Annotated in this window: 17 protein-coding genes, 1 tRNA gene and 1 pseudogene; 2 read left to right on the forward strand and 17 right to left on the reverse strand. The window is 44.2% G+C overall.

Annotated elements, in window-relative coordinates; genetic code table 11:
* Positions 1-18: 18 nt before the first annotated feature.
* The 3 genes from ACTNEW_RS05560 to modA form a co-directional block, all read right to left on the reverse strand.
* Positions 19-2040 (reverse strand): IS1096 element passenger TnpR family protein, encoded by a 2022-nt coding sequence (locus tag ACTNEW_RS05560; RefSeq protein ID WP_441058822.1) that lies wholly within the window; start codon positions 2038-2040, stop codon positions 19-21.
* Between the two features lie 268 nt (positions 2041-2308).
* A complete protein-coding gene (locus ACTNEW_RS05565; protein ID WP_441058824.1) occupies positions 2309-2524 on the reverse strand; it encodes a hypothetical protein in 216 nt (71 codons plus the stop codon).
* 435 nt (positions 2525-2959) lie between these two features.
* Positions 2960-3856: a molybdate ABC transporter substrate-binding protein gene (gene modA / locus ACTNEW_RS05570; protein WP_441058826.1), complete on the reverse strand. Its 897-nt coding sequence runs from the start codon at positions 3854-3856 to the stop codon at positions 2960-2962.
* Positions 3857-4191: 335 nt separating this feature from the next.
* On the opposite strand from modA, the gene ACTNEW_RS05575 reads away from it, so the two are divergent.
* Positions 4192-5055, forward strand: coding sequence for a substrate-binding domain-containing protein (locus tag ACTNEW_RS05575; RefSeq protein ID WP_441058828.1), 864 nt, complete (start codon positions 4192-4194; stop codon positions 5053-5055).
* Between the two features lie 64 nt (positions 5056-5119).
* Here ACTNEW_RS05575 and glpK read toward each other — a convergent pair whose 3' ends face one another.
* From glpK to ACTNEW_RS05645, 14 genes and pseudogenes are all read right to left on the reverse strand, one after another.
* Positions 5120-6616, reverse strand: coding sequence for a glycerol kinase GlpK (glpK, locus tag ACTNEW_RS05580; protein ID WP_441058830.1), 1497 nt, complete (start codon positions 6614-6616; stop codon positions 5120-5122).
* 85 nt (positions 6617-6701) lie between these two features.
* Entirely contained in the window at positions 6702-7610 is a 909-nt protein-coding gene (locus ACTNEW_RS05585; protein WP_441058832.1) for an undecaprenyl-diphosphate phosphatase, read from the reverse strand.
* Between the two features lie 145 nt (positions 7611-7755).
* Complete coding sequence (carB, locus tag ACTNEW_RS05590; protein WP_441058834.1) at positions 7756-10971, reverse strand: carbamoyl-phosphate synthase large subunit; 3216 nt, start codon at positions 10969-10971, stop codon at positions 7756-7758.
* Positions 10971-12047 carry a carbamoyl phosphate synthase small subunit gene (locus ACTNEW_RS05595; RefSeq protein WP_441058836.1) on the reverse strand — a complete coding sequence of 359 codons (1077 nt, stop codon included), beginning with the start codon at positions 12045-12047 and terminating at the stop codon, positions 10971-10973. The genes carB and ACTNEW_RS05595 overlap by 1 nt, the downstream gene beginning before the upstream one ends.
* A gap of 185 nt (positions 12048-12232) precedes the next feature.
* Positions 12233-12316, reverse strand: a tRNA-Leu gene (locus tag ACTNEW_RS05600).
* 164 nt (positions 12317-12480) lie between these two features.
* A pseudogene (locus tag ACTNEW_RS05605) lies at positions 12481-12669 on the reverse strand (serine hydrolase); the annotation flags it as partial.
* Between the two features lie 111 nt (positions 12670-12780).
* Positions 12781-13395, reverse strand: coding sequence for a zinc ribbon domain-containing protein (locus ACTNEW_RS05610; RefSeq protein ID WP_441058838.1), 615 nt, complete (start codon positions 13393-13395; stop codon positions 12781-12783).
* A gap of 128 nt (positions 13396-13523) precedes the next feature.
* The gene (clpX, locus tag ACTNEW_RS05615) at positions 13524-14936 is read right to left on the reverse strand and encodes an ATP-dependent Clp protease ATP-binding subunit ClpX (RefSeq protein WP_441058840.1); all 1413 of its coding nucleotides are present in this window, start codon (positions 14934-14936) and stop codon (positions 13524-13526) included.
* Positions 14937-15233: 297 nt separating this feature from the next.
* Complete coding sequence (locus tag ACTNEW_RS05620; RefSeq protein WP_441058842.1) at positions 15234-16991, reverse strand: S1C family serine protease; 1758 nt, start codon at positions 16989-16991, stop codon at positions 15234-15236.
* A gap of 251 nt (positions 16992-17242) precedes the next feature.
* Positions 17243-18160, reverse strand: a complete 918-nt coding sequence (locus tag ACTNEW_RS05625; protein WP_441058844.1) for a glycosyltransferase family 2 protein — start codon at positions 18158-18160, stop codon at positions 17243-17245.
* Between the two features lie 143 nt (positions 18161-18303).
* Entirely contained in the window at positions 18304-19731 is a 1428-nt protein-coding gene (locus ACTNEW_RS05630; protein ID WP_441058845.1) for an LCP family protein, read from the reverse strand.
* A gap of 16 nt (positions 19732-19747) precedes the next feature.
* Positions 19748-21151 (reverse strand): undecaprenyl-phosphate glucose phosphotransferase, encoded by a 1404-nt coding sequence (locus tag ACTNEW_RS05635; protein WP_441058847.1) that lies wholly within the window; start codon positions 21149-21151, stop codon positions 19748-19750.
* A gap of 135 nt (positions 21152-21286) precedes the next feature.
* Complete coding sequence (locus ACTNEW_RS05640) at positions 21287-22246, reverse strand: glycosyltransferase family 2 protein (RefSeq protein ID WP_441058848.1); 960 nt, start codon at positions 22244-22246, stop codon at positions 21287-21289.
* Between the two features lie 58 nt (positions 22247-22304).
* Complete coding sequence (locus ACTNEW_RS05645) at positions 22305-24164, reverse strand: glycosyltransferase family 2 protein (protein ID WP_441058850.1); 1860 nt, start codon at positions 24162-24164, stop codon at positions 22305-22307.
* Between the two features lie 287 nt (positions 24165-24451).
* Between ACTNEW_RS05645 and ACTNEW_RS05650 the strand changes: the two genes are divergently transcribed.
* A complete protein-coding gene (locus ACTNEW_RS05650) occupies positions 24452-25720 on the forward strand; it encodes a D-alanyl-D-alanine carboxypeptidase family protein (protein WP_441058852.1) in 1269 nt (422 codons plus the stop codon).
* Positions 25721-25873 lie beyond the last annotated feature (153 nt).

Raw genomic sequence — 25873 nt, forward strand, 5'->3', positions numbered from 1 at the left:
CTGTTTCTCTGTCTGCTGTCAGTTTCTTCCGCAGCACTTCTTAAATTTCTTTCCAGAACCGCATGGACATGGGTCATTCGGATAGATTTTTTTCGTCTGTTCAGCGTTCTTTCCCCGCTGTGCCTGCACACCGGTAGGAACTTCCCATCTGCTGCTGCCAAAACCAATGGGAACTTCCGTTACACGAATTTCCCGGATTTTCCCTTCTCCATTACCCGGAATATCTGCCGCATGGGTACTTCCCGGAACAATGGTCGGCATCTTCCCGCTGCTTCTTACCACAGAACGTGCGGCAGGAAACAATTCATCCGGCATATATCCACGATTAAAAATCTTCCTGGTATGATTATTCACCTGCGTAAGCAAATCAACGCCTTTCCTCAGCATATCTTCATTCGAAAAAAATATTCCCCGCTCCTTGAATTCATCCATCACATCAGAAAAATCATATCCAAATGCAATCTTAATAAAAATAGTCTTTACCAGATTTTCTGCTTCCTCAACCGAAACATCCATATCCTTCACCAGCATCTGCAAAAGTGCCTGGTAATGCGGATTTTGGGAAGGATACCCATTTTTATAGTAATCTTCAATTTCCTCCGGGGATGGTATATAAAAAGCTTTGTCTCCCTGACATTCTTCTATCTTAAGATACTTTTTATTTTCCACACAGTTGCTGTCTACGATTCGTCCATCGACCATACTGCAGAAGCTTTCTTCTTCCGGGATTTCCAGCAGCAGCGCTTTCATACGTTCCATATCTATGGAAAAACCGGGCTTTTTCCGATAAAGCCTGCGGACAATCGTAAGCGGTGCTGTACCATAAAGATAATAGACCATCCTGACACATTTCAAAAGCCACACTTTTTCCTGTCGTTTCTTCTGAAATTCCGGCGTACTGATCACACGATATTTCTCTTTTACATCTTCCGGGATTGCCGCTCTGTCAGAGACTGTAAAATACAGATACTCTGTTTCTTCCAGAATTTCCGCATCTTCCCGTTCTTCCTCCGTCAGTTCCACCGGATATTTCGCATAGAGTACTTTTTCAAACAACTCCATCTGAGAGTCCTCCAGCAACCCCATACGTTCCCGCATCACATCCGGAGAAAGCAGAGTATTTGCAATCTTTTCTGCAATCTGTACTTTGGAAAAAGAAGAATATCTGCGCAGATGCAGGTCTTTGGCAAATTCAATCAGATCGGATTTCGTATACAGGGAAATCACTTCTTTCAGCATCACCCTGTCCTGTTTTTCCGGCTGCAGATGATAATATTCCTGTATTTCTTTCTTTAAGCTGGTCTCCATATCCTGCTGAATTGTCTTCAGACGATGCTCGATCTCTAATAATCGTTCCGGATCTTCTTCTCCACTGTTCCGGTAATCCTCCACTTCCTCCTTCAAATCATTGATTTTAAGCATATATGCATTGGTTATAAGTTCCGCAGTCTCCCTCAACTTTGTGTCTACAGATTTTTTGATATTATCTGGTTTATTGACCGGATTTTTCATTCCGGAAATTCTTGTTCCGGCCTCCAGTACCCGTTCTGTCAAAACTGCTCTGCTATCGTATACCGGTTCATTCTGATATTCCATGCGAAATTGATGCAATCCCGTGATAATCTCTGAAGCCTTTTTCACAACCGGATGCTCCTCAGAAAAACCACTGAACTTGATAACGGAAGGAAATTCCAATAGATATTGTGAATCTGTTTTTTCAATTTCCACACGAAATTTCATATCATTGGAAAAATAGGAAAAATTCTTTTCCGTATCCAGATAAGTATCAATGAAGGTAGAAGCTGCATCCTGTACATCAAAATCGAACTTCGCCTTAAACAGGTTATCCGGTCCGTCCTCCGCAAGCCGAACCTTTTTCATATAAAACTCAAACCCGAATGTTCCCTTCTGCTCCAGTAAATATACATGATTCAGAATCAGACTCAGTGCGGAAAACGTCATTCCCGCCGGAACCTCCATACGTATCCAGACAGGAGGTTTTGTATTCTTTACAATCATTTTTAACTGATATGCTTTCATGTAAGTTCCTTTCTGCTTCGCAGCCCATGCACGATGTATCAATACATCAAAAAATAAATGACTAACGATTCCGTATAATATTGTCAAGTATATCATATTTTTCATACAGATAAAACGGCTTTATCATGAAACTGTCAGTCCAGAAAGAACTCTAGAGCGTGTTTTTCATGCACAGATACCTAAAAACAACTCACAGGATATTCCCAGAGAATAGCAGAATAGCTGGAAATCTTTGGGAAATTCCAGCTATTCTGTGATATATTATCTTTTATTTTGACGCAAATATCATCCCCACAACTCCAATAATCAGAAGCAACGGAAGTGCTATATAAATCAGTCCGCCAATTACCAGGGCAATCAATACAACAGGAAGAAACAGGAATGTAAACAGTATTTTTGTCACACCCCAGGCAGCCCTGAATGCAAATCCAATCAGTTTCCCAAAAATCCATATCATCAAAATACTAAAGATCAATGTCATCATACAATTCTCTCTCCTGTCTGTTTACACAATTGTCAGAAATCATCCCTGTATTCTGTCCAGATTCTTTTCTTCAATCTGTTATTCTTTTCCCGACCTCTGCACAAATCTTTTTTCGCTTTGATACGAATATTCTAATACAAATATTGTAAAAAATACAGATATTATCCGGAGAAATAATCCATGCTATTTCTTCATAAAAGAGAAATAAACGCTGCCGGATAATCATTTCTATTTTCTCCGCAGGAATATGTAAATTTCTCCGCAGGAATATGCAAAGGATTCTCCTCACTGCAAAAAATCGGAGCATGCTCCGTATTTATTGGGGAACCTGCTCCGATTTTCCTGATTTGTACAGAATTTACAGTCTCACTTTCCGGATCTTTTGATTTCTGTACTGCTTATTCATTTCTTCTGCTTTCAAACACGCTCTAATTTTTACTCTGCGGTTTCTTCTGTTTCCTCGGCAGCTTCTTCTGCATCCTCTGCAGTCTCCTCAACAGCTTCCTCAGCTTCTTCCACATCTTCTGCTGTATATGGACTGAATCCATAATCTTCAAATACAGCCAAAGCCTCATCCGTCTTCAGATATGCAAGGAAAGCCTCTGCTGCTGCAATTTCTCCTTCTGAAGCCTCCTGATCTGTGATCATTCCCACCGGATAAAGTACCGGAGTCTGAAGAGCATCTGCCGGTGCTTCTGCGATAATCTCCACCTGGTCTGCAACGGATGCTGCATCAGTTGCATAAACAATACCTACTTCATTGCTGCCCTCAGCCACTGCTGCAAGAACTTCTGTTACATTCTTGCCTTCATTGATCTCCATCGCTTCTACCTGATCCATCATTCCCATATTGGTAAAAATTTCACGGGCATACTGACCAACCGGAACACTCTCTCCTGCAAGAGCCAGATTCGCTGCATCTGTGATATTCTCAAATCCTGTAACGGCAGTCTCTCCACTTGTCGGTTTGATCAGAACGACTTTATTCTCCAGAAGATCTGTTACCGTATCCTCTTCTGCAAGTCCCTCTTCCACCAGAGCATCCATCTGTTTTGTTGCTGCTGAAAAGAAAATATCACATCTGGATCCTTCTTCGATCTGTGTCTGAAGTGTACCGGAGCTGTCTGCATTGTAAAGAATCTCCACATCCGGATACTGCCCGTTAAAGTTTTTCTGGATTTCTTCCATAGCATTGCTCAAACTTGCCGCAATAAATACATAAACCTCCCCGCTCAGCTCCTCCGTCGGCTCTTCTGACGCCTGCACGGTTCCCGCAGTAAGTCCTGCAGCCATCATTCCCGCCATAAGTACTGCAAATATACGTTTTTTCATTATCTTCTCTCCTTTTTGTTCGTTTTTATTTTGTTTTGTTCAGTTTTGTTTCATTTTATCTCAATCTTACTCAATCTTCCATTCCTGTCAATTCATCTTCTTGTAAATCGCTTTAAAACATAATAACATAATTTTAAATTCGGTATAGTGAAGTATTATTGAGTTATAATAAATAGTTTTATCACTGTATTATTTCAAAAGATACAAAACCAGCCAGGCCATAAACAGATGCGTATATCATCATTACCACAAAACAATACATCACAAAACAAATACATCACAAAACAATTCACCACAAAACAAAAACACACTATCAACAGTAAGAGGGAAAAATCATGAAATTAAGTGCAAGAAATCAGTTAAAAGGAAAAGTCATCAATATCAACAAAGGTGCAGTTAACTCGATCGTCTCCATTGACATCGGAGGCGGCAATATTATCGTCGCAACTATTTCCTGTTTCATTCCCGATGTCCAGCCAGAAAGTTCTATTCTGAAGAGAGATTATCTGCTGAATTCCAACGGATTGATCCTAAGCGGGCAGACTTCCGCTGCTCTGGAGCTTTTGTGCGGTCTCATGGCTGTCCATCCAAAAGGAATGCCTATTCTGCAGTCACATATGAATACCTATAACGGTCTTTATGCGCTTTATTTTAATAAGGCACATATTGCGGCAGCAAGCCTTTCTCCGGAAATTCTGCCTCAGCTGATTCCGGGCACTCCCATTGCCGCCATCTATCTGTACGAATACTCCATGGGCTTCTATGTGCGCAGCGGGAATCCCAAGAATATCCATTCTTTCCAGGATCTGACCCGCGCTGACGTAATTTTCGCCAATCGCGAAAAAGGCAGTACCCGACGGATATATCTTGACACAGCTTTAAAAAAAGAGGGAATCTCCCCTCTGGAAATTTCAGGATACCGGCACGAACTGGTATCAGACCTTTCCACTGCAGCTGCCATCATCAATGGAAAAGCAGATACTGCCATCGGAGAAGAATATATTTCCCGACAGTCCGGCACTCTGGATTTCCTTCCGCTCACCACAATTCCCATGTTTCTGGTAGCAGAAGCGGACCGCCTGGAAAATCCGGGATACTCCGCCATTGTGGATATCGTCCGTTCCGATGATTTTAAAGCCGGACTGCACAGCCAGACAGGTTATGACGTAAGCCGCACCGGTGAGATTCTTTATCTTTGATTACTGCAATACCAAAAAAGACTGCCGCTTCCACAGAATCATATCTGCAGCAGCGGCAGTCTTTCTACTCTTCTTTCGCCCAGTCAAAGGTGCATCTCACAGCCTTTTTCCAGCCTTTCAGGAGTTTTGCCCGTTTTTCTTCCGAAATTTCAGCCTCAAACACACGGCCTTCCTGCCAGTTGGCTTTAATCTCCTCTTCATCTTTCCAGAACCCGGTCGCAAGGCCTGCAAGATACGCAGCTCCCAGAGCTGTTGTTTCAATACAGCTCGGACGTACAACTTTTGCATCCAGAATGTCTGCCTGGAACTGCATCAGGAAATTATTGGCACTTGCTCCGCCATCCACACGCAGAGAACTGAGTTTCATTCCTGCATCCTTCTGCATAGCGGCAATCACATCCTGTACCTGATATGCCAGAGATTCCACTGTCGCACGAATCAGGTGCGCGCGTCCTGCTCCTCTTGTCAATCCGAGAACAGCCCCTCTCGCATACTGATCCCAGTACGGTGCGCCAAGTCCTGTAAACGCTGGAACCACATAAACACCATTGGTATCCGGTACAGAAAGACAGTACTTCTCGGATTCCGCTGCACTGTCCAGAATCTTCATTTCATCTCTCAGCCACTGGATTGCAGCACCAGCCACAAATACGCTTCCTTCCAGCGCATATCCCGGTGTTCCGTCCGGATTCACCGCAATCGTCGTCAAAAGTCCCTGACTGGATTCCACTGCATGATTGCCGGTATGCATCAGCAGGAAACAGCCAGTCCCATATGTATTCTTCACATCACCTTCCCGGAAACAGCACTGTCCGAAAAGCGCAGCCTGCTGGTCACCTGCAGCTCCTGCAATCGGTATACGGCCTCCGATCAGATTTTCATTTGTATATCCATAAATACAGCTGCTTGGTTTCACTTCCGGAAGCATGCATTTTGGAATCCCAAGTCTGTCCAGAATTTCATCATCCCATTGTTTCTTATGAATATCAAAAAGCATCGTTCTGGAAGCATTGGTATAATCCGTTACATGGACTTCTCCTTTGGTCAGCTTCCAGATCAGCCAGGTATCCACCGTTCCAAAAAGAAGTTCTCCTCTTTCTGCCGCTTCCCTGGCGCCGTCCACATAATCCAGGATCCATTTGATCTTCGTACCGGAAAAATAAGCGTCCGGAATCAGTCCTGTTTTTTTGCGGATTACTTCTGTAAATCTTTCTTTTTCCAGTTCTTCAATCATTCCGGCTGTCCTGCGGCACTGCCATACAATTGCCGGATAAACCGGATTGCCCGTTGTTTTGTCCCAGACAATCGTTGTCTCACGCTGATTCGTAATACCAATCGCATCAATATCCGCTGCATCGGCGCCAACCATGCCCATGGCTTCAATGGCAACCGCCATCTGGGAAGACCAGATTTCATGTGGATCATGCTCTACCCATCCCGGATGCGGATAAAACTGTGTAAATTCTTTCTGCGCTACGCTGCACATGTTTCCTTTTTTATCAAAAAGAATACATCGGGAACTGGTTGTTCCCTGATCCAGCGCCATAACATACTTTCCCATATAAAATACCTCCCTGCTATTCAGCTGGAAAAATCCCCCATTTTTCTTTTCCGCTGAAAAATTTTAATATATCTGCAAACCCTTTTCAGGCTTTAAACAGCAATGTTTTTCCAATGAAATATCCCAGCACAAGGACACCAAGAACGATTCTGTACCATCCAAATGCCTTGAAATCATGCTTCTTGATATATCCCACCAGGAATTTGATTGCAAGGATGGAAACCACAAATGCAACCACGACACCCACGATCAGAATCACTACCTCGCTGGCGGAAAAGGCAAATCCGAATTTGATCAGTTTCAGAAGGCTTGCTCCGAACATAACCGGGATTGCCAGGAAAAACGTAAATTCTGCTGCAACAGTTCTGGAAGTTCCCACAAGAATTCCTCCGATAATAGTAGAACCGGAACGGGAAGTACCCGGAATCACTGAAAGCACCTGAAAAATACCGATCAAAAATGCGGTCTTGAAAGACATTTCCTCCAGAGAGGTACAGGTCGGTCTTCTCTTCTTGTTGTAATCCTCAATAAAGATAAACAGCACACCATAGAAAATCAATGCAATGGCAACCACCACATAGTTATTAAATTTCTCTTCAATAATGTCATTAAACGGCAATGCGATCACAATGGTCGGAATACAGGCAACCAGAATCTTGAACCACAAAATCCATTTATCCTTATCACAGAATTTCTCTACAAATGTGAGAATCCACCGTGAAACTGCAGGCTGCTGATTCAGTGCTCTCTGCGTTTTCTTCGGAATTTTGCGGATATAAAAAGGCCACAGCTTATTCCAGTAAAGAACGACTACCGCCAGTATTGCCCCCAGCTGGATGACCACCAGAAAGAATTCCATAAATTCTTCCGAAACATTCAGATGCATAAATTCATCTACCAGAATCATATGTCCGGTACTGCTGATCGGAAGCCATTCCGTAATGCCCTCCACAATACCAAGGATGATTACCTTGATCAATTCGATAATGTTCATGTTTTCTCCCTTCTTCATCAATATCAATTATATTCCGCTGTAAGTATATCATAACAAAGGCGAAGATTCCATGGATTTTGCGCGTGTTTGGAAATGAATTTCCAGACACCTTCCAGGAATCTTCGCCTGATAAATGAATCAGAAATTAACGATTTGCAATAGTAGCAATATCGATCAGCGTCAGATGATTCAGATCTGTATTCTCCAAACTGGTTACCAGTGCTTCTGCAGTATCCAGAGAAGTCAGAACATTAACACCTGTCTCAATGGCATTTCTCCGGATCACAAATCCGTCTTTCTGATGCTCCACACCCTGCGGCGGCGTATCAATGACCACATCGATCTTATGACCGAGAATCAGGTCCATCAGATTCGGAGCCGGCTGTTCAAGCTTATTGGTACGGATTGCTTTGATGCCATTTTCCTTCAGAACTTTTTCTGTACCTCTCGTTGCGTAAATGCGGTATCCCAAAGCTTCAAATCTTCTGGCAATCGGAATGATGTCCTGTTTATCTTCCTCTCTTACCGTAATAATCATATTCTTATATTTCGGAAGCTTGATTCCTGCACCAAGGAACGCTTTATAAAGAGCTTCATTGAAGGTTTCCGCAATACCAAGGCACTCACCGGTGGATTTCATTTCCGGTCCGAGGCTGATATCCGCACCACGGATTTTTTCAAAGGAGAATACCGGCATCTTAATGGCAATGTGTTTTGCCTCCGGCTGAAGTCCCGGTTCATAGCCCAGATCTCTCAGCTTATATCCAAGAATCACCTTGGTTGCCAGCGGTACGATCGGAATTCCGGTTACCTTGCTGATATAAGGAACGGTACGGCTGGAACGCGGATTTACTTCGATTACATATACTTCATCCTTACATACGATGAACTGGATATTGATCATACCAATTACATGAAGGGCTTTCGCAAGGCGGCTGGTGTATTCTGCAATCGTAGCCTTTGCCTGTGCACTGATGGTCTGTGCAGGATAAACGGAAATACTGTCACCGGAATGGATACCGGCACGTTCAATATGCTCCATGATACCAGGAATCAGAATATCATCACCGTCGCAGACAGCATCGACCTCTATTTCCTTACCAACCAGATATTTATCTACCAAAATCGGATGTTCCTGTGCGATCTGATTGATCACACCGATGTATTCTTCCACATCCTCATCACTGACTGCAATACGCATACCTTGTCCGCCAAGCACGTAGGAAGGACGTACCAGAACCGGATATCCCAGCTCGTTGGCAGCTTTTTTGGCTTCCTCTGCCGTAAATACCGTATGTCCCTTCGGGCGCGGGATCTGGCACTGTTCCAGAATTCCGTCAAAGAGCTCACGGTCCTCAGCTGCATCCACATTTTCTGCAGAAGTTCCAAGGATTTTTACACCCATTTTGATCAGCGCTTCTGTAAGTTTGATTGCAGTCTGGCCACCGAACTGTACAACAGCACCGTCCGGTTTTTCAATATTTACAATGTTTTCCACATCCTCGGGAGTCAGAGGCTCGAAGTACAATTTATCTGCAATGTCAAAGTCCGTGCTGACTGTTTCCGGGTTGTTATTGACAATAATCGTCTCGTATCCTTCTTTGGAAAATGCCCAGGTACAGTGTACAGAACAGAAGTCAAATTCGATACCCTGACCAATACGGATCGGACCGGAGCCAAGAACCAGAACCTTCTTTTTATCCGGTGTGGCAACTGCTTCGTTTTCTGTTTCCTGATTGCCGTATACAGAATAATAATACGGGGTTGCTGCCGCAAACTCTGCCGCACAGGTATCAACCATTTTGTATGCAGCGGTAATTCCCCATTCCTGACGCAGAGCTTTGATTTCGGCTTCTGTCCTGCCGGTAAGTCTGGCAATCACATTATCCGGGAATTCCATGCGTTTTGCTTCCAGAAGGATCTCCGGTGTCAGTTCCTGATGTTTCAAGGTCTGTTCCATTTCCACAAGAATCGCGATCTTATCGATAAACCAGTGATCGATTCGTGTTACTTCATGAAGCATCTCCTGGGAAAGTCCTCTGCGGATTGCTTCTGCGATCTTCCAGATTCTGCGGTCATCCACAATCTTCAGCTCGTCCAGAAGTTCTTCCGAAGAAAGTCCGGAAAAATCATAGGACATCAGGCTGTCCACATGCTGCTCCAGAGAACGGATGGCTTTCATGAGAGCGCCCTCAAAATTATGACAGATACTCATAACCTCACCGGTTGCTTTCATCTGCGTCGTCAGAGTTCTCTTGGCAGTAATAAATTTATCAAACGGCAGACGCGGGATTTTGACAACACAGTAATCCAGCATCGGCTCAAAACTTGCATAAGTCTTGCCTGTGATGGCATTCGGAATCTCATCCAAAGTATATCCCAGCGCGATCTTGGCTGCCACCTTTGCGATCGGATAACCGGTCGCTTTACTTGCAAGCGCGGAAGAACGGCTTACACGTGGATTTACCTCAATTACACAATATTCAAAACTCTCTGGATGCAGTGCATACTGTACGTTACAGCCGCCGGTAATACCAAGCTCTGTGATGATATTCAGAGCAGAGGTACGGAGCATCTGATATTCTTTATCTCCAAGGGTCTGAGACGGTGCAACAACGATGGAGTCACCGGTATGCACACCGACAGGGTCGATATTTTCCATGTTGCAGACAGTAATGCAATTGCCTGCACTGTCACGCATTACTTCATATTCGATTTCTTTCCATCCGGCAATACAGCGTTCTACAAGAACTTCTCCTACACGGGAAAGACGAAGACCATTTTCCAGAATCTCACGAAGCTCGTATTCATTATGTGCAATACCGCCGCCGCTTCCGCCCAGTGTATAGGCAGGACGAAGAACCACCGGATAACCAATGGTATTGGTAAATGCAAGACCGTCTTCCACAGTAGTTACTACCTTGGATGCTGCTACAGGCTCACCGATTTTTTCCATGGTGTCCTTGAATTCCTGACGGTCTTCTGCCTTTTTGATCGTTTCGGCTGTCGTTCCGATCAGTCGGACATTGTGTTCTTTCAGGAAACCTTTTTCATCCAGCTCCATGGCAAGGTTCAGACCTGCCTGACCTCCAAGAGTCGGAAGCACGCTGTCCGGCTTTTCCTTGAGGATCAGCTGTTCTACCACTTCCACTGTCAGTGGCTCGATATAAACACGGTCAGCAATATCTTTATCAGTCATGATGGTAGCAGGATTGGAGTTCAGAAGTACAACCTCCATGCCTTCTTCTTTCAGAGAACGGCATGCCTGAGTTCCTGCGTAGTCAAATTCAGCGGCCTGTCCAATGATGATTGGACCGGATCCGATGACAAGTACTTTGTGAATGTCTTTATTCTTCGGCATTATCTCTTACCTCCCATCATTTCCATAAATCTGTCAAATAAATAGCTGGAATCCTGCGGTCCCGGACATGCTTCCGGATGGAACTGTACAGTAAAGATATTCTTGCCCACATAAGCCATACCTTCATTAGTTCCATCGTTGACATTGACAAATGCCGGTTTTGCGATATTTTTCTCCTCAAGTCCTCTTGCATCCACTACATATCCATGGTTCTGGGAAGAAATGTAAACTCTTCCTGTCGCAAGATCCTTGACCGGATGATTCCCGCCTCTGTGACCGTATTTCATTTTATAAGTATCTCCGCCGGTTGCAAGAGCCATCAGCTGATGTCCCAGGCAGATCGCAAAAATCGGAACTTCTGAATCGTAAAGCTTACGGATTTCCTTAATGATCGAAGTACATTCCTTCGGATCTCCAGGGCCGTTGCTCAGCATAATACCGTCCGGATTGTCCTTCAGAATTTCTTCAGCCGGTGTCAGTGCCGGATAAATAGTCACCTGACATCCTCTTTCATTTAAGGATTTTGCAATGTTGCGCTTCGCACCAAAATCCATCAGTGCTACCTTCGGTCCATCACCTTTCAGAACTGTCTTTTCTCTGCAGGTTACCTTTTCTACTACTTTGCCGGTTGTATATGCTTTTAATCGGGGGATAATTGTATCTAAATCATAATTCTCATTTACAGTGATCATACCGTTCATGGTACCTTTTTCTCTGAGAATTTTGGTGAGGGCTCTGGTGTCGATACCAGCAATACCCGGGATGTCATGTTTGGCAAGAAAATGCTGAATAGTGTCCACGCTGCGGAAATTGCTTGGGATACGTGATAATTCTCGGACAATAAAGCCATCAATCCATGGTTTCATGGATTCCTGGTCATCATAACAGATTCCATAATTACCGATCAGCGGATAAGTCATGCAAACTGCCTGTCCTGCATAGGAAGGGTCGGTCATAACTTCCAGATAACCTGTCATGGAAGTATTAAAGACGATTTCGCTGATCACTTCCCTTGCAGACCCGATACTTGTTCCTGTAAATACATGGCCGTCTTCTAATATCAGAAATGCTTTCATACAATCTCCCTTTCTGTCGTTTTTCTGTCTAAGTATTATTTTATCCTAAATCTTCAAGATTGTATCACAAGAGTTTCTCTTTTTCAACACAATCCTTTACTAAAAATAAATCTGGTGATAACAATTTTTTTGTACAACAAAAGGAGACCTCAATTTTCATAAGGCCCCCTTTGGCAAAAAAATAATGCAGGAGATGGGACTTGAACCCACACGATCTTGCGACCACAGGCACCTGAAGCCTGCGCGTCTGCCAATTCCGCCACTCCTGCATTTCTGATTTTCAATCGCTCTCTCGCGACTGCTCACTTATAATAACCTATGTATTCCAAAAAGTCAATAGGTATTTTTAAAAAAATTAAAAAAATTTGATTTTTTTTGACAACAGGGCAGAAACCTCTCTCCTGCCCTGTTTTTTCCATCTCTATATCATTTTCTAATTCAAATAATTATAGACATATCTGGAAATATTCCGGATTCCGTTGATGCCATAATACTCTCCGATGTTGCTGGAAAATACACAAATAACATACGTTGTTTTTTTGCCGTATACGATTGCCATATCATGCTGCACAGTAGAAGTTTCTCCTGTCTTATTTGCGGACACGATTCCTGATGGAAGTCCGGACGGGACTTTCCATTTCCCTTTTCTCCTTCCTCATTTAATGGGAAACAACATCGGACAGATGTCATTCCCCCATTGGTACAGTCTTATTTCATTTTTATCCGGAAACTTTTATTCCGGTTTTTCCGGATCCATTTCGGCTGATTCTTCCGCTGGGCTGTTTTCTGACCCTTCACCAGATTCTTCCACTGGGCTGCCTTCTGGCTCTTCAGCAGACTCTTCCGCCGGGCTATCTTCTGGCTTTTCAGCAGTTCTCTCCACCGAACTGTCTTCCGCGCTTTCCTCTGCCGGGTCTTCCGGTTCCTCTGCGGTCTGTTCTTCACTGTCTGCTGTTTTTCCGGTCTTTTCTTTTTTCTCCGGAACCGGACACGCCGCACCGCAATAAGGACAGAACGCTGCATACTGATCTACGGATTCTCCACAGCACGGACAGATTTTCTTGCCTTTCTTTCCTGCCATTTCTGCCTTATACCGGCTGATGACATCTTTATGTCTGTCGATCTGGCTGCAAAGAGTCATCTGCTCTTCTGTCAATTCTTCGCCCTTCATATAGGTTCTGTACAAAGTCCTGCCCAGATCTGCCATAAGTTTCGTTACCGCGCGCTCTTCGACGCTAATCTTGCCGCGAAGCTTCTGGGTCTCATAAAGTGACTCCGCGCGTTCTCCAAACTCCCGGGCAGTTCTTGACAATGTTTCCCCAAGATCATCAAAAAAATCTGTTCCCATAATCCTTCTCCTTTCTATCATGTCAGATCCCAAATCATTGATTTTACATCTGTGCCATCCGAAAAGCAAGCCAGCAAAACAAGTGGTTATTTAGCATGGATAACACTTGAGCAATTTTCAAACACGCTCTAACCTTCCAGCGCCGGCACTTCCTGCCCTCTCAGAAAAATTCTCGGTCCGCCGGTGCCTCTGATATAATCACCGGTAATGATCACCTGGCCGATACTGTCATCTTTCGGTATTTCATACATGATATCAAGCATATACTGCTCCAGAATCGCCCGGAGTGCTCTGGCACCTGTTTTCTTTTCCATGGCTTTTTCTGCAATGGCTTTCAGCGCATCTTCATCAAACTCAAGTTTGACCTCATCCAGAGCAAGCAGCTTCTGATATTGCTTCAAAATTGCATTTTTCGGCTCACGGAGGATTTTTACCAGCATATCCTCATTCAGACCGTTCAGGGTAAAAATAATCGGCAGACGTCCGAGAAATTCCGGAATCATCCCAAAATTCCGAAGATCGTCCACAGTCACTTTTTCCAGAAGATGTGGGTCGTCATCGTATTTGTCCTTCAGATCTGCATAAAATCCAATGGATGCCTGTTTGTTCAGGCGCTCTTTGATAATACTTTCCAGATCCGGAAACGCACCGCCGCAGATAAACAGAATATTTCTGGTATTTACCGTGGTCAGGGGCACCATGGCATTCTTGCTGTTGGCTCCTACCGGAACCTCCACTTCACTTCCCTCCAGAAGTTTCAGCATCCCCTGCTGAACAGCTTCTCCGCTCACATCACGCTGGTTGGTATTTTTCTTCTTGGCAATCTTATCGATCTCATCAATAAAGATGATTCCATGCTCTGCCTTCTCCACATCATTATCTGCAGCTGCAAGAAGTTTGGATACGACACTTTCGATATCATCACCAATATAGCCTGCCTCTGTCAGAGATGTCGCATCCGCAATCGCAAGCGGAACATCCAGAAGTTTTGCCAGTGTTTTTACCAGATACGTTTTACCGCAGCCTGTCGGTCCGATCATAAGCATGTTTGATTTCTCAATATCGATCTCGTCCATTGTATCTGTAGCAACTCTCTTATAATGATTGTATACAGCTACAGACATCACCTTCTTGGCATATTCCTGGCCAATCACATATTCATCCAGAGTTGCTTTGATCTTATGGGGTGCCGGAATATTTTTCAGATCAAGTGCCGGTTTGCGGGCTTCTTTCTTTTTCTTTATTTTTTTCGGCTGCTGCACAGGATTGTTAAAATTACTCAGATCGATCATGCTCACTCCCGGCATGTTCAGCAGATTGGAATAATTCATCTTCCCATTGCTCATCTGCTGATTCATCGTATCAAAGCTCTTCTGCATACAATCCGGACAAATATGTATATTATTGGGAAGGTCGATCATCTTCCCTGCCTGGCTTTCAGATCTGCGGCAAAGAAAACAGTATTTCTCATACTCGGTATCGTCTTCTTCCTTCATGTTTTCCTCTTCCAGCTCTTCTCTGCTGTCAAACTCGTCTGTCATATAGACTCCTTTCTATTCTCTGTGATCATCGCCCAGTATTTTTAAACAACGATATCTCTCATATATCTGCAGATCTGTACCGTTATTCACGAAGCAATGTTTCCTGTATTTTTATATGGCTTTTATTATATCATATCATAAGATGTTAGGAAATAAACTTTTTATAAAATGAAAATCCTCTTTTTTCTTATAAAAAATTTGCCTGAAAGTTTTTTATTATATCACAGGAACATACGCCCCCTTTCCCGATATGACAAAAAGGAGACCCGCAGACGGATCTCCTCATAACATTCTGTTTTATTTATTTGCATCAGCTTTGGAACCAAGCGTTACGGTCAGCGTATGTTCTACATACTCTCCATTATCTGCCCTGTTCACAACAATCTCCACTTCTTCACCGGCTGCATAATAGGACAGTTTCTCTATCAGATCATCTCTGCCGCTGACTTTCTGTCCATCCAGTTTCACAATGATATCACTCTTCCGGATTCCTGCTGCCTCTGCTGCGGTATTCTCACTGACTTCTGTGACAAACGCACCTGCAGGCATGTTATACATCTGGATTGCCTCGGTAGTAAGATCAGCAACAACTACCCCAAGGTATGCCGCTTTATCACTGTCCACCTTATCACGTGTCTTGCGGCTCATCAGCTCTTCCAGAATCGGCTGTGCCTTGGAGATGGGAATTGCATATCCCATACCTTCCACTGCATTATCTGCATATTTCGCAGAATTGATACCGATCAGCTCGCCCCGCATGTTCAAAAGAGCACCGCCGCTGTTGCCAGGATTGATTGCTGCATCTGTCTGGATCAGATCGGAACTGCTTCCATCCTCCATAGTCACTGTACGATTCAGTGCACTGATCCAACCTGAAGTCACAGACTGACCATATCCCAAAGCATTACCAATTGCTACAACCTGTTCTCCGACTACAAGATTATCTGAATCCCCAAGCTGAGCAATCTTGATTTCTGACATGGTGTCCTCCGGAATATCTGATTTCGTTACAGACACAACAGCAAGATCGTTTTCCGGATCTGTTCCCTTGATTTTGGCACTGACAGCATTTTCTGCAAGGCTGTCGCTGTCTCCGCTTGCAAGGCTCTGCGTTTCTTCTTCCGCTCCTATCACATCATTGCCGATAAAGCAGACACTTAATGTAGTTGCTCCCTCCACAACGTGATTATTCGTTGCAATCAGGAGTTCATCATCATTTTCTCCCACAATAATACCGGAACCGCTGCCTGTACTCGGATATTCCTGTGTTCCGTAGCCAAACCCATAATAAGAAAAGAAACTCGGAATTTCCTGAATACTTACAGAAGTAATCGCTACTACTGACGGAAGTGTCGCCTGTGCGACACCAGCTACACTGCCGCTCTGAGCTACCAGCTGAGAAATATCTGTATTGTCAGAAGACGCCTCCTGGCTTTCTGCCTCCGGAACTGTCTCTGTCATTCCAACAGAAGAATCCTGATAGGACTGTACATATTTGCCGGTTACCAGATTAACTCCCTGAAAAACAAGGCCGGCAACAAGTCCAAACACCACTGCAAGTGCTGCAACTGTCGCGAGCTTCGCCGGAAAACTTCCCTTTTTTTCAGGTTTTTTCGGCGGCTGCGGGTTCGTCGGACGGCGTCCCTGATGCATCTCATAGTGTGCATATCGCGGCGGAACCGGTCCATTTCCTCCACCGGAACCAGTCTGGGTCTGAGGTTCCGATACCGGTGTTCCCAGCTCTGATGACGATGTTGCCGATCCTTCTGCTGCTGTCTCCCGAGACGTTTCTTCCGACCTCCGGTCCGCCTGCGTTTCTGTTTCCTGTAAGATACGCGTCTGCCGTACTTCCTGATTTTCACGTGCTCTCTGATTCATTTCCGGGATCTGATTCAGCCATGGAATATCCGCACCTTTCAGCTCTTCCAGTTCTTTGGAAAGAGCCGTTTGGGTACCGGATACCGGATCCCAGTTGTTCTGTGCTGTATCAGAGGAAACACTGTCGTAATCCACCGCCTCACGAGGCTCCTGTCCCCATTTCATCTCATCACTCATAATCTGTAACTCCCTTCTGCTGCAAGTAACCACTGCAGTTATTTCAGCATCTATTCCTTAATCATCTTTTTGTCTGTCAAAACTGTCATGCACATCTGTCGGAAAGCACTCTTCAAACACTCTCTAATCCTTACATTTTTCCTGAAAACATCACAGTTCAAATCTTTCGGTTTAATAAAAACAGTGTAACAGGGAATTGTGTTGAAATTGTGATATTTTCTCAAAAAAACCATGTTTCTCTTTTTTTCTGTCTATTCCCAGTACGACTTATTCATACTGCACCGGCGAACTAATGCTTTCGGCAGTTTCTGATAACGTTTTCCGAGAAAATATCCTGCATATTTGGCTCCGCTCTGAACAACCAGAACTGGGATCAGCCAGAATCGTCCTTTGCGGCATAAAATGGAAATTGTCTTTTTTACCAATTTGATTCCTTCTCCCTCTGAAGAGATTCCCTGAAAAATCTCCGGATGTTCTGCCTGTGAAACTCCAAGGTCAAAGTTCCGGTGAAACTGCATCATTGCAGAATAATTATGAGAATGAATCACTCTCGCATCTGCTGCATAAGCAATTCCATAGCCATTCTGTACCATACGTCCCGCCATGATCATATCTTCATTAAAAATCGTCTTCTCCACAAAACCGCCCATTTCCTCATATACCTGCTTTTTATACGCCGCACATGTATCGGAGCAGAAAAAGGTCTTAATCCCCAGGCGCGGCAGATCTGCTGATGTTTTTACACACGACTCTTCCGGATAATTAAAAGCCCTCGTACATCTTTCCAGAAAACGGCAGTCCGGTGCAGGAAGCTGCCTTGCGTAGGCCGCTCCCACATTCTCAGGTTCCAGTGCGAGTACCAGATTTTCTATCAGATTCTGGTCCTTTGGTATGGCATCCTGAGTCATAAATACCATAATATCCCCATCCGAAAGAGCTGCTGCTGCTCTTCTTGTTCCGCCATGATCGAACTCTTCCCTTTTCAGATGGTGTACCTCCAGTATCGGAAAATCCTCTTCCAGCTTCTTATCCCAGAATTCTTCTTCTGTGTTCATGATCAGAATTCTGCTGACGCCAAAACTCTGTCTGGTCAGTCTTGTAAGAAGACTGCGTAATTCCTGACCAGGATGATATGTGGGTATAATCATATCTACTCTCATTTTTTCCATAATTTCCCTCTGTTTCCAAAAAACCACCCCTGCATTTCCTGCAGGGATGGTTTCTGATTTTTTATATTCAGACATAATGATAACCGCCAATCGGAAATTCCCCTCTAAGAAGCTTTTCCGAAAAACAGATTCCGGTTCTCACCTTATTCTTCCGTGCCGTCTTCATAACCTTCGTAATAGGAAGAATCATCACCGCTGTAATCATAATCAGAACCGTCACTGTAATCATTGCTGTAATCTTCTCCCGTGTCTCCACCGTAATCACCGTAGTCTTCTCCATCATCACCGCTGTAATCCCCTCCGGTATCACCGCCGTAATCCCCTCCGGTATCACCGCCGTAATCATAGCCGTTATCATAATCTGTGCTGCCGTCACTATAATCATAGCTATTATCATAATCCGTATCATAGCTGTAATCATAACTGGTATCACTGGATGTATCCGTCCAGATATCTTCCACAGATTCTTCCGGAGTTTCCGTAATCGAAGCACCTTCTCCTCCATTGGCAACAATTTCATCGATCCTGTCACTATATGCGGACACTGTCGGAGAAGGAGTGTAATCTACATCATCTCCATACAGGAATTTATGAAGCTCCTCCACATTGGAAATCAGCGATGTGGGTACGATCACACTTCCCTTGTTGATATCCGCAAATTTGAAATTCTGCGGAAAACCTGTCGTTTCATCCATGCTGTAACCAATCATAGATGGAATCAGCTGAAGAATATCTGTCTTGGAAAGAGATGTCGTAACCATCGGGAAAACCTCATCCATCAGACTGAATATAGAAGTCAGCCCTGCCTGTTTCGCCTTATCCACCAGCATCTGCAGCACACGTCTCTGACGCTCTGTACGGCCCATATCCAGACTTGCCGTATAACGGATACGGCAATAAGAGGTCACCTGTACACCATTTAAATGATAGGTTCCGTAAATCGCCTCCTGATCTTCCGGCGGTGTTTCCAGTTCCTCAATCGGTGTATAGCTTTTGCCTGTTTCTACTGACACTTCCTTACAGTAACTGTTCATATGCACAATCTCTGCATAGGAAAGAGGCATATCCAGTCCTCCGAGAGCATCCACTGCTGCAGTCAGAGCGTTGAAATCAATGGTTGCATAATCCCGGATATTCAGATCCAGATTGGTGTTCAGCATGGAAATGGCCTGTTCCGCTCCGCCAAGAGCATATGCTGCATTGGCCTTTGAATAGGTATCATTTCCCACATTCAGCAAAGTATCACGGTAAACAGAAACCAGCTTCACTTCCTTGGTGTCATTGTTTACACTGGCAATGATGATCGTATCACTGTTCTCTCCTGCATAATTCGCATTTTTCGTACGTCTGTCAATACCAAACAATGCATAAGTCGTATATCCTGTCAGTGTCGTCTGTTCTGCCTGCATGACTTCCGGATTCACTTCAATCTTTTCTTCATCCAGGACAGGCTGTTCAATTTTGTTCAGCCTGGAAGTAATCTGTCCGTACACAAACAGCCCGCCGATAAAAATCAGCAGAATAACAATCTCAATCAAAAACAGTAATTTCTTTTTCCCTCGCTTTGACATATTTTTTCCCCTTATCCTAATATGCATTCTTGTTAACAAAACCTTTAAAAAACGTCAGGAACAATATCTTGATATCAAAACCAATGGTCCAGTTCTCAATATAATAAAGATCATAGTCGATACGCTTACGGATGGAGGTATCCCCCCTGTATCCGTTGACCTGTGCCCAGCCGGTAAGTCCTGGTCTTACCTGATGCTTTACCATATATCTCGGTATTTCCTCCCGGAATTTCTCCACAAAAAACGGACGTTCCGGTCTGGGACCGACAAGACTCATATCCCCTTTTAAAATGTTAAAAAGCTGCGGAAGTTCATCAATACTGGTATGACGCATGAATTTCCCCACCGGAGTCACTCTCGGATCATTTTTGACTGTCCAGGCTTTCTTCTCCTGTTCTTCCGCCTGAACCTCCATAGAGCGGAACTTGTACATCCGGAATGTCCTGTTGTGGAGTCCCACACGTTCCTGCTTATAGATCAGCGGTCCCGGTGAAGTCAGCTTGATCAGAATACACATCACAAGCATCAGCGGTGAAGAAATAATAATCGCCGCAATCGAACCAAAAATATCCATAATGCGCTTTACCAGAGCATTAAACGTATTGCTCAGCGGAACATAGCGGATATTGATCACCGGAAGACCAAGAATGTCTTCCGTATACGGTTTCGTCGGAATAATACGGTTATAATCCGGAATAAATTTCGTATGCACGCCGGATTTCTCACACAGTGCAACAATTTCTTCCAAGCGGTAGTATTCATTCAGCCCGAGTGTGATTGCAATTTCATCAAGCCGGTTCGCAGGAAGAATGACCATCAGATTGGCAATTCTCCCGATCACTTTCACACCATGATACATCGTTCCTGCAGGCACATTGTCATCCAGAATTCCCCTGATCACATATCCCCACTGAGGATTCTGCCGGATACGGTCTATATATTCCTCTGCTGCACGGCTGTATCCCACAAGAATGATCTGCTTCTGATATCGTCCTTTCTTGCGCATATCTCTTAAGATCTTGAAGATCAGCATCCTCACGCCCCATTCCAGGCAGATGTTGATGATATAAAAGATCACAAAAGTCGTACGGGAAAGGTTTCCTTCACGTACCACATACAGCGCTGTTATCACGATCAGAAGTCCAAGTGTATTCGCTTTGACCACATTGGAGAGTACAAGCCTTCTGCCCTGCATATGCAGCGGCGTATACAGTGTAAATGCATGGTACAGAATCAGATATAAAGGAATCATAAACACCAGCAGGATCATATACTGTTCAAAGCTCCTGCTGCGCACCGCAGATGCGGAAAAAGGTCCGACAAAGCGGATCGCCCATGCACATATATACGAAACAGCAATGACAACGGCATCAATCAGCACATGCAGACGGCTGAAATTTTTCTGATTATCTTTAATCAATTTGACACCTCAATTTATCTCATAGTTCCATCTTTTTCATATCCCTGTCTTTTTCATAACTTTTATATTATAATAGATAGAAAGCAAAAGCAACCATATCTTTTTCGCGTTTTCATAAAATTTCTATAAAAAGCATCAGAACATCGCAAAACGTCTGACCATATTCAGCCACAATTCCAGCTGAATTCTTACATAATTCGGCAGATTTTTGAATAAAAACGGAACTTTCCTTCCTTTTCTGCTGATCTGAAAACCATTTTTGATACCTGCCAGATACTCTCTTCCCATTCCTTTGACCGCAAAGAATAAGAATTTGGTCCCAAATCCGGCAAGAAGAAACGGCATGTTCAGCAGAATCTGAAGAAACGGCATATTTTTGTAAATCAGATAGATATTATTTCTGGAAGAATATCTGGTCTTAAAATGATTATAACGGGATCCCGTGGTACCGCTTCCCACATGGTAAACCATCGCCCGTGGGGCATACCAGTTTTCATACCCGTAAATTCTTGCGCGATAACCGATATCTGTATCCTCCAGATAGGCAAAATGTTCTTCATCAAAAAGCCCGATCTTATCCAGGATTTTCCTTCTGTATATAGCTGCTCCACCGCAGGCTGCAAAAATCTGCTCTTCCGTTTCGTAAGTATGAATATCTTTTCCCTTGCCTCTGGCATAAGACCAGCCAAGCGCACAGTAATAATTCCCAGCATCATCCAGCTTGTCCCGGTCATGGAACTGTACCATTTTTGCCGCACAGGAAAAAGCTTTTTTATGTCTGCGGATCGCAGCTGTCATTTCCTCCAGAAAATCCGGAGCTGCTTCCGTATCATTATTCAAAAGCAATACATACGGTGCTCTGGATGCCTTTATTCCTTCATTTACCGCCTTACAGAAACCGAAATTATCCGGCAGTTCTATCAGATGAACCCATGGATAATTTGCCATCACAAAAGCACTGCTGCCATCTGAAGAACCATTGTCTACCAGAATCACTTCATAATTTTTCATCGTCTGCCTTTCCAGGGAACTTAATACTCCATCCAGATAGGCAATTCCGTTATAATTTGGAATTACGACCGATACTTCCTCCATTGTTTCTCCTTATCCGTAATCATATTGTTTTTCCCCTTCCAGCATACCGACCCGTAAATCATTTCGGGGCCGATGTACCGGGCAATGGACGAAGCGAATAATTCCACTTAGTCAGGGAAAGATTTTTATTGTAATATGGATCCCCATTCTTCAGAATATCAATCCAGTGGCTGCGCATATATTCAATTTCCGTCTGGAAACGGCGCACCTTTTCTTTGCTGTCTTCCGCTCCGCGGGATTTGGATTCCATATGCCACAGCTGCGCATAAGGATCATAAACAACCAGATAACCGGCCCTTCCTGTTTTCAGACAGAGGTCTACGTCATTAAAAGCCACCGCCAGTTCTTCTGTAAAACCGCCCACTTTGTCAAAAACAGATTTCTTCATCATCATGCATGCTGCAGTTACAGCACTCATATCCTGCAGGATGGATGCCTTATGCAGATAACCGGTTCTGTTGGCAGGCATATCCGTAAACATGTGTCCGGCAATACCACCCATTCCCACAACACACCCCGCATGCTGAATCGTGTTGTCCGGATAAATCAGTTTCACGCCCACAGCTCCGACCTCCGGACGCTGACATACGCCAAGCATTTCCTCCATCCAGTCCTCTGTAATCACAGTCACATCATTATTCAGAAAAAGAAGATATTCCCCTTTGGCATGGCGGACACCGTAATTATTAATGGCGGAATAATTAAATTCCTTTTTCCAGCGCAAAAGACGGATTCGGGGATCTGCCGACAGTTCTCTGTAATAACGGAAAATCTCCTCAGATGTACTGTTATTCTCAATAATGATAATCTCGTAATTTGTGTATTTCGTCTTCTCACGAACAGAATTCAGGCAGGCTTCCAGCGATTCCTTCTGATCTTTATTTGGAATGATAATGGAAACCATCGGTTCTCCCTGTACCGGATATTTCACACGGAAAAATCCAAGATCCGGTGTGTGACTGACGATTCCATCCGTCCCTGTCCGCTTCAGATGTGCTTCAATCGCACGCTTGCCCGCATCATAGGCATACATTTTACTTGCCGGATTGTCGGCAGTAGATGCCTTATGCGTCCTCCAGTGATAAAGAATTTCCGGTACATGAACCACTTTTCTGGAATTTTCCACACAGCGGAAAATAAAATCATGATCCTGGGCACCGTCAAATTCCCGCCGAAAACCGCCTGCTGTTTCTATCACCGATTTTCTCGCCAGAAAAAAATGACAGATATAATTATTGGATCTGAGAAGATCCAGATTAAAATCCGGTTTCAGATGCGGCTGAAAATGTTCTTCCAGATTCATGGTAACTTTGTCTTCGTCTGTATACACAGCATCTGCTTCCGGATTTTTCTCAAGAGCACAAACCACCTCATAAAGTGCATTCGGTGCCAGAAGGTCATCATGATCCAGAAGTCCCACAAATTCTCCCTCTGCCATGGCAAGCGCTGCATTGGTATTTTCCGCGATCCCAAGATTTTTCGTCAGATTTTTAAAGCGCACGCGGCGGTCTTTTTTTTCATATTCTTCCAGAATCTCTGCCATCGCCGAATCATCGGGGCTTCCATTGGCAATGCACAGTTCCCAGTTCCCGTATGTCTGAGCCACAAGAGATTCTATCATCTCTCTCAGGAACTGCGGAGGAGTCCTGTAGGCAGGAACTGCCACACTGATCAAAGGTGCATGGGAAAAAGAATGCTTCCGCTGCTCCTCCAGTGTTTTTTCATCCGGCACATACGCCTCGTACCAGGGACCATAGGGAACCTCCTCCGGCTCAAATCTCTCATGAAGGCGTATCCAGAACTCTTTCGGGCCATAATGCTTCAAATAAAGCAGCCCTTTTTTTATTGTATAAGGGGAAAGCTTTTTCAACATCCGTCCCCATTCTATCTTTCCGATCAGGCTTCGATTTTTGCTCATTTACCTATCCTCGATATTTTGGTATAAAATAATCTTTAAATCTTTCTTCTGCAGCATCATTCTTTCGAAAATACAGCCAAACTGCATAGATATGGATTTATTTTAACATTTTACTATATTTTTTGCAAGAAATGGAATAAATGTGTTATAATCGTATGTTGTAAGCTGGTACATCGAATAAATAAGTCGTACACAGCAGATATGACAGATAATTTTATAAATACAACCCCTTCGAATTTACATGTTATATTATCAATAAGTTTGAACAGAAACAGGAGAATCTATTTATGATAAAAATCAAAAAACTGACATCAGGCCTTTTGGCTTTGGGACTTTCCGCTTCCTTATTTTTTCAGACGCCGGTTTTTGCCGCTGAAGAAACCACGCAGGATGCCGCAGTACAGGACACGGGTTCCGCAGTTTCCACCAATTCCATTCCCGGATGGCCGCAAGGGTCCGATATTACCTCGACGGCAGCAGTCGTCATGGAAGCTTCCACTGACACGATTCTTTATGCAAAAAACATGGATCAGACTCTTTATCCCGGAAGTACGGTAAAAATCATGACCACGCTGCTGGCTCTGGAGAACAGTCAGCTCGCTGACAATGTCACCATGACACAGACAGGTGTTTCCGGTGTGACAGACGGCGGTGCCAGCATTTCTTCACAGCTTGATGAAGTTTTTAGCATGGAACAGTGCCTCTATTCAATCATGCTTGCATCTGCCAATGATATCGCCCTTCAGGTGGCGGAACATATCGGAGGTTCTGTTGATACCTTTGTCCAGATGATGAATACACGTGCCCAGGAGCTTGGCTGTACAAATACCGTATTTACAAATCCTACCGGACTTCCAGATGAAAATCAGCATACCACCGCTCATGACATGGCTCTGATCATGGAAGCCGCCATCAGCAACGAAACGTTCCGTACGATTGCCTCTACGGCATCCTATACCATTGCGGCCACAAATGTTTCCGGCGGTTCCCGCGTACTGACCAACAATTTTTCCATGATCACCAATGGCAATGCCTCTTATTATGAAGGCTGCCTTGGGGGCAAGGAAGGTTATACGGAAGCATCCGGCAGCACCATTGCCTGCGCTGCATCCCGCGGCGGTATGACTCTGATCGCGGTCGTTTTCCAGGGCGCACAGGGTACCACTGCTGCAGAGGCGGTTTCCATTCTGGATTATGGGTATAATAATTTCCAGCTCCTTGATGTGGGAGATACGGACTTTAACCTTATTTCCGGCGGCATTGTCGTTGCTCCCATGGGAATTTCCGAAAATGACATTACCACCGAAGACACGGCTGCTGATGACGGAAACCTGAACCGCACCTATTATTACGGAGGTACTGCCATCGGAACCGGAAGAGTAATGCCTTCCGAAGAGCAGGATCTCAGCCTTCTCACCCAGGGACAGGAAAATATGGCTGCCGCACAGGATTTATCTGCAAACAAGACGCCTGTTCCCTATTACGTAATCGGCGGAGTCGGCGCATTTCTGCTCCTGCTTCTGATCCTCTGGATCGTAAAGATTATCAAATCCTGATTTTACCATAAACGGGACATTCATAATAAACACAAAAAACGCAGAGAAACCTCTCCTGTAAGGAGGATTTCCCTGCGTTTTTTATGTAGTAGGAAAGAATATGGTCCTGATATTTTTTATATCCAGAAAAAATGCAAGGCATTTTCCTGTGAT

The sequence above is a fragment of the Blautia sp. HCP3S3_G3 genome, assembly GCF_052063365.1.
Classification (GTDB): Bacteria; Bacillota; Clostridia; order Lachnospirales; family Lachnospiraceae; genus Blautia_A.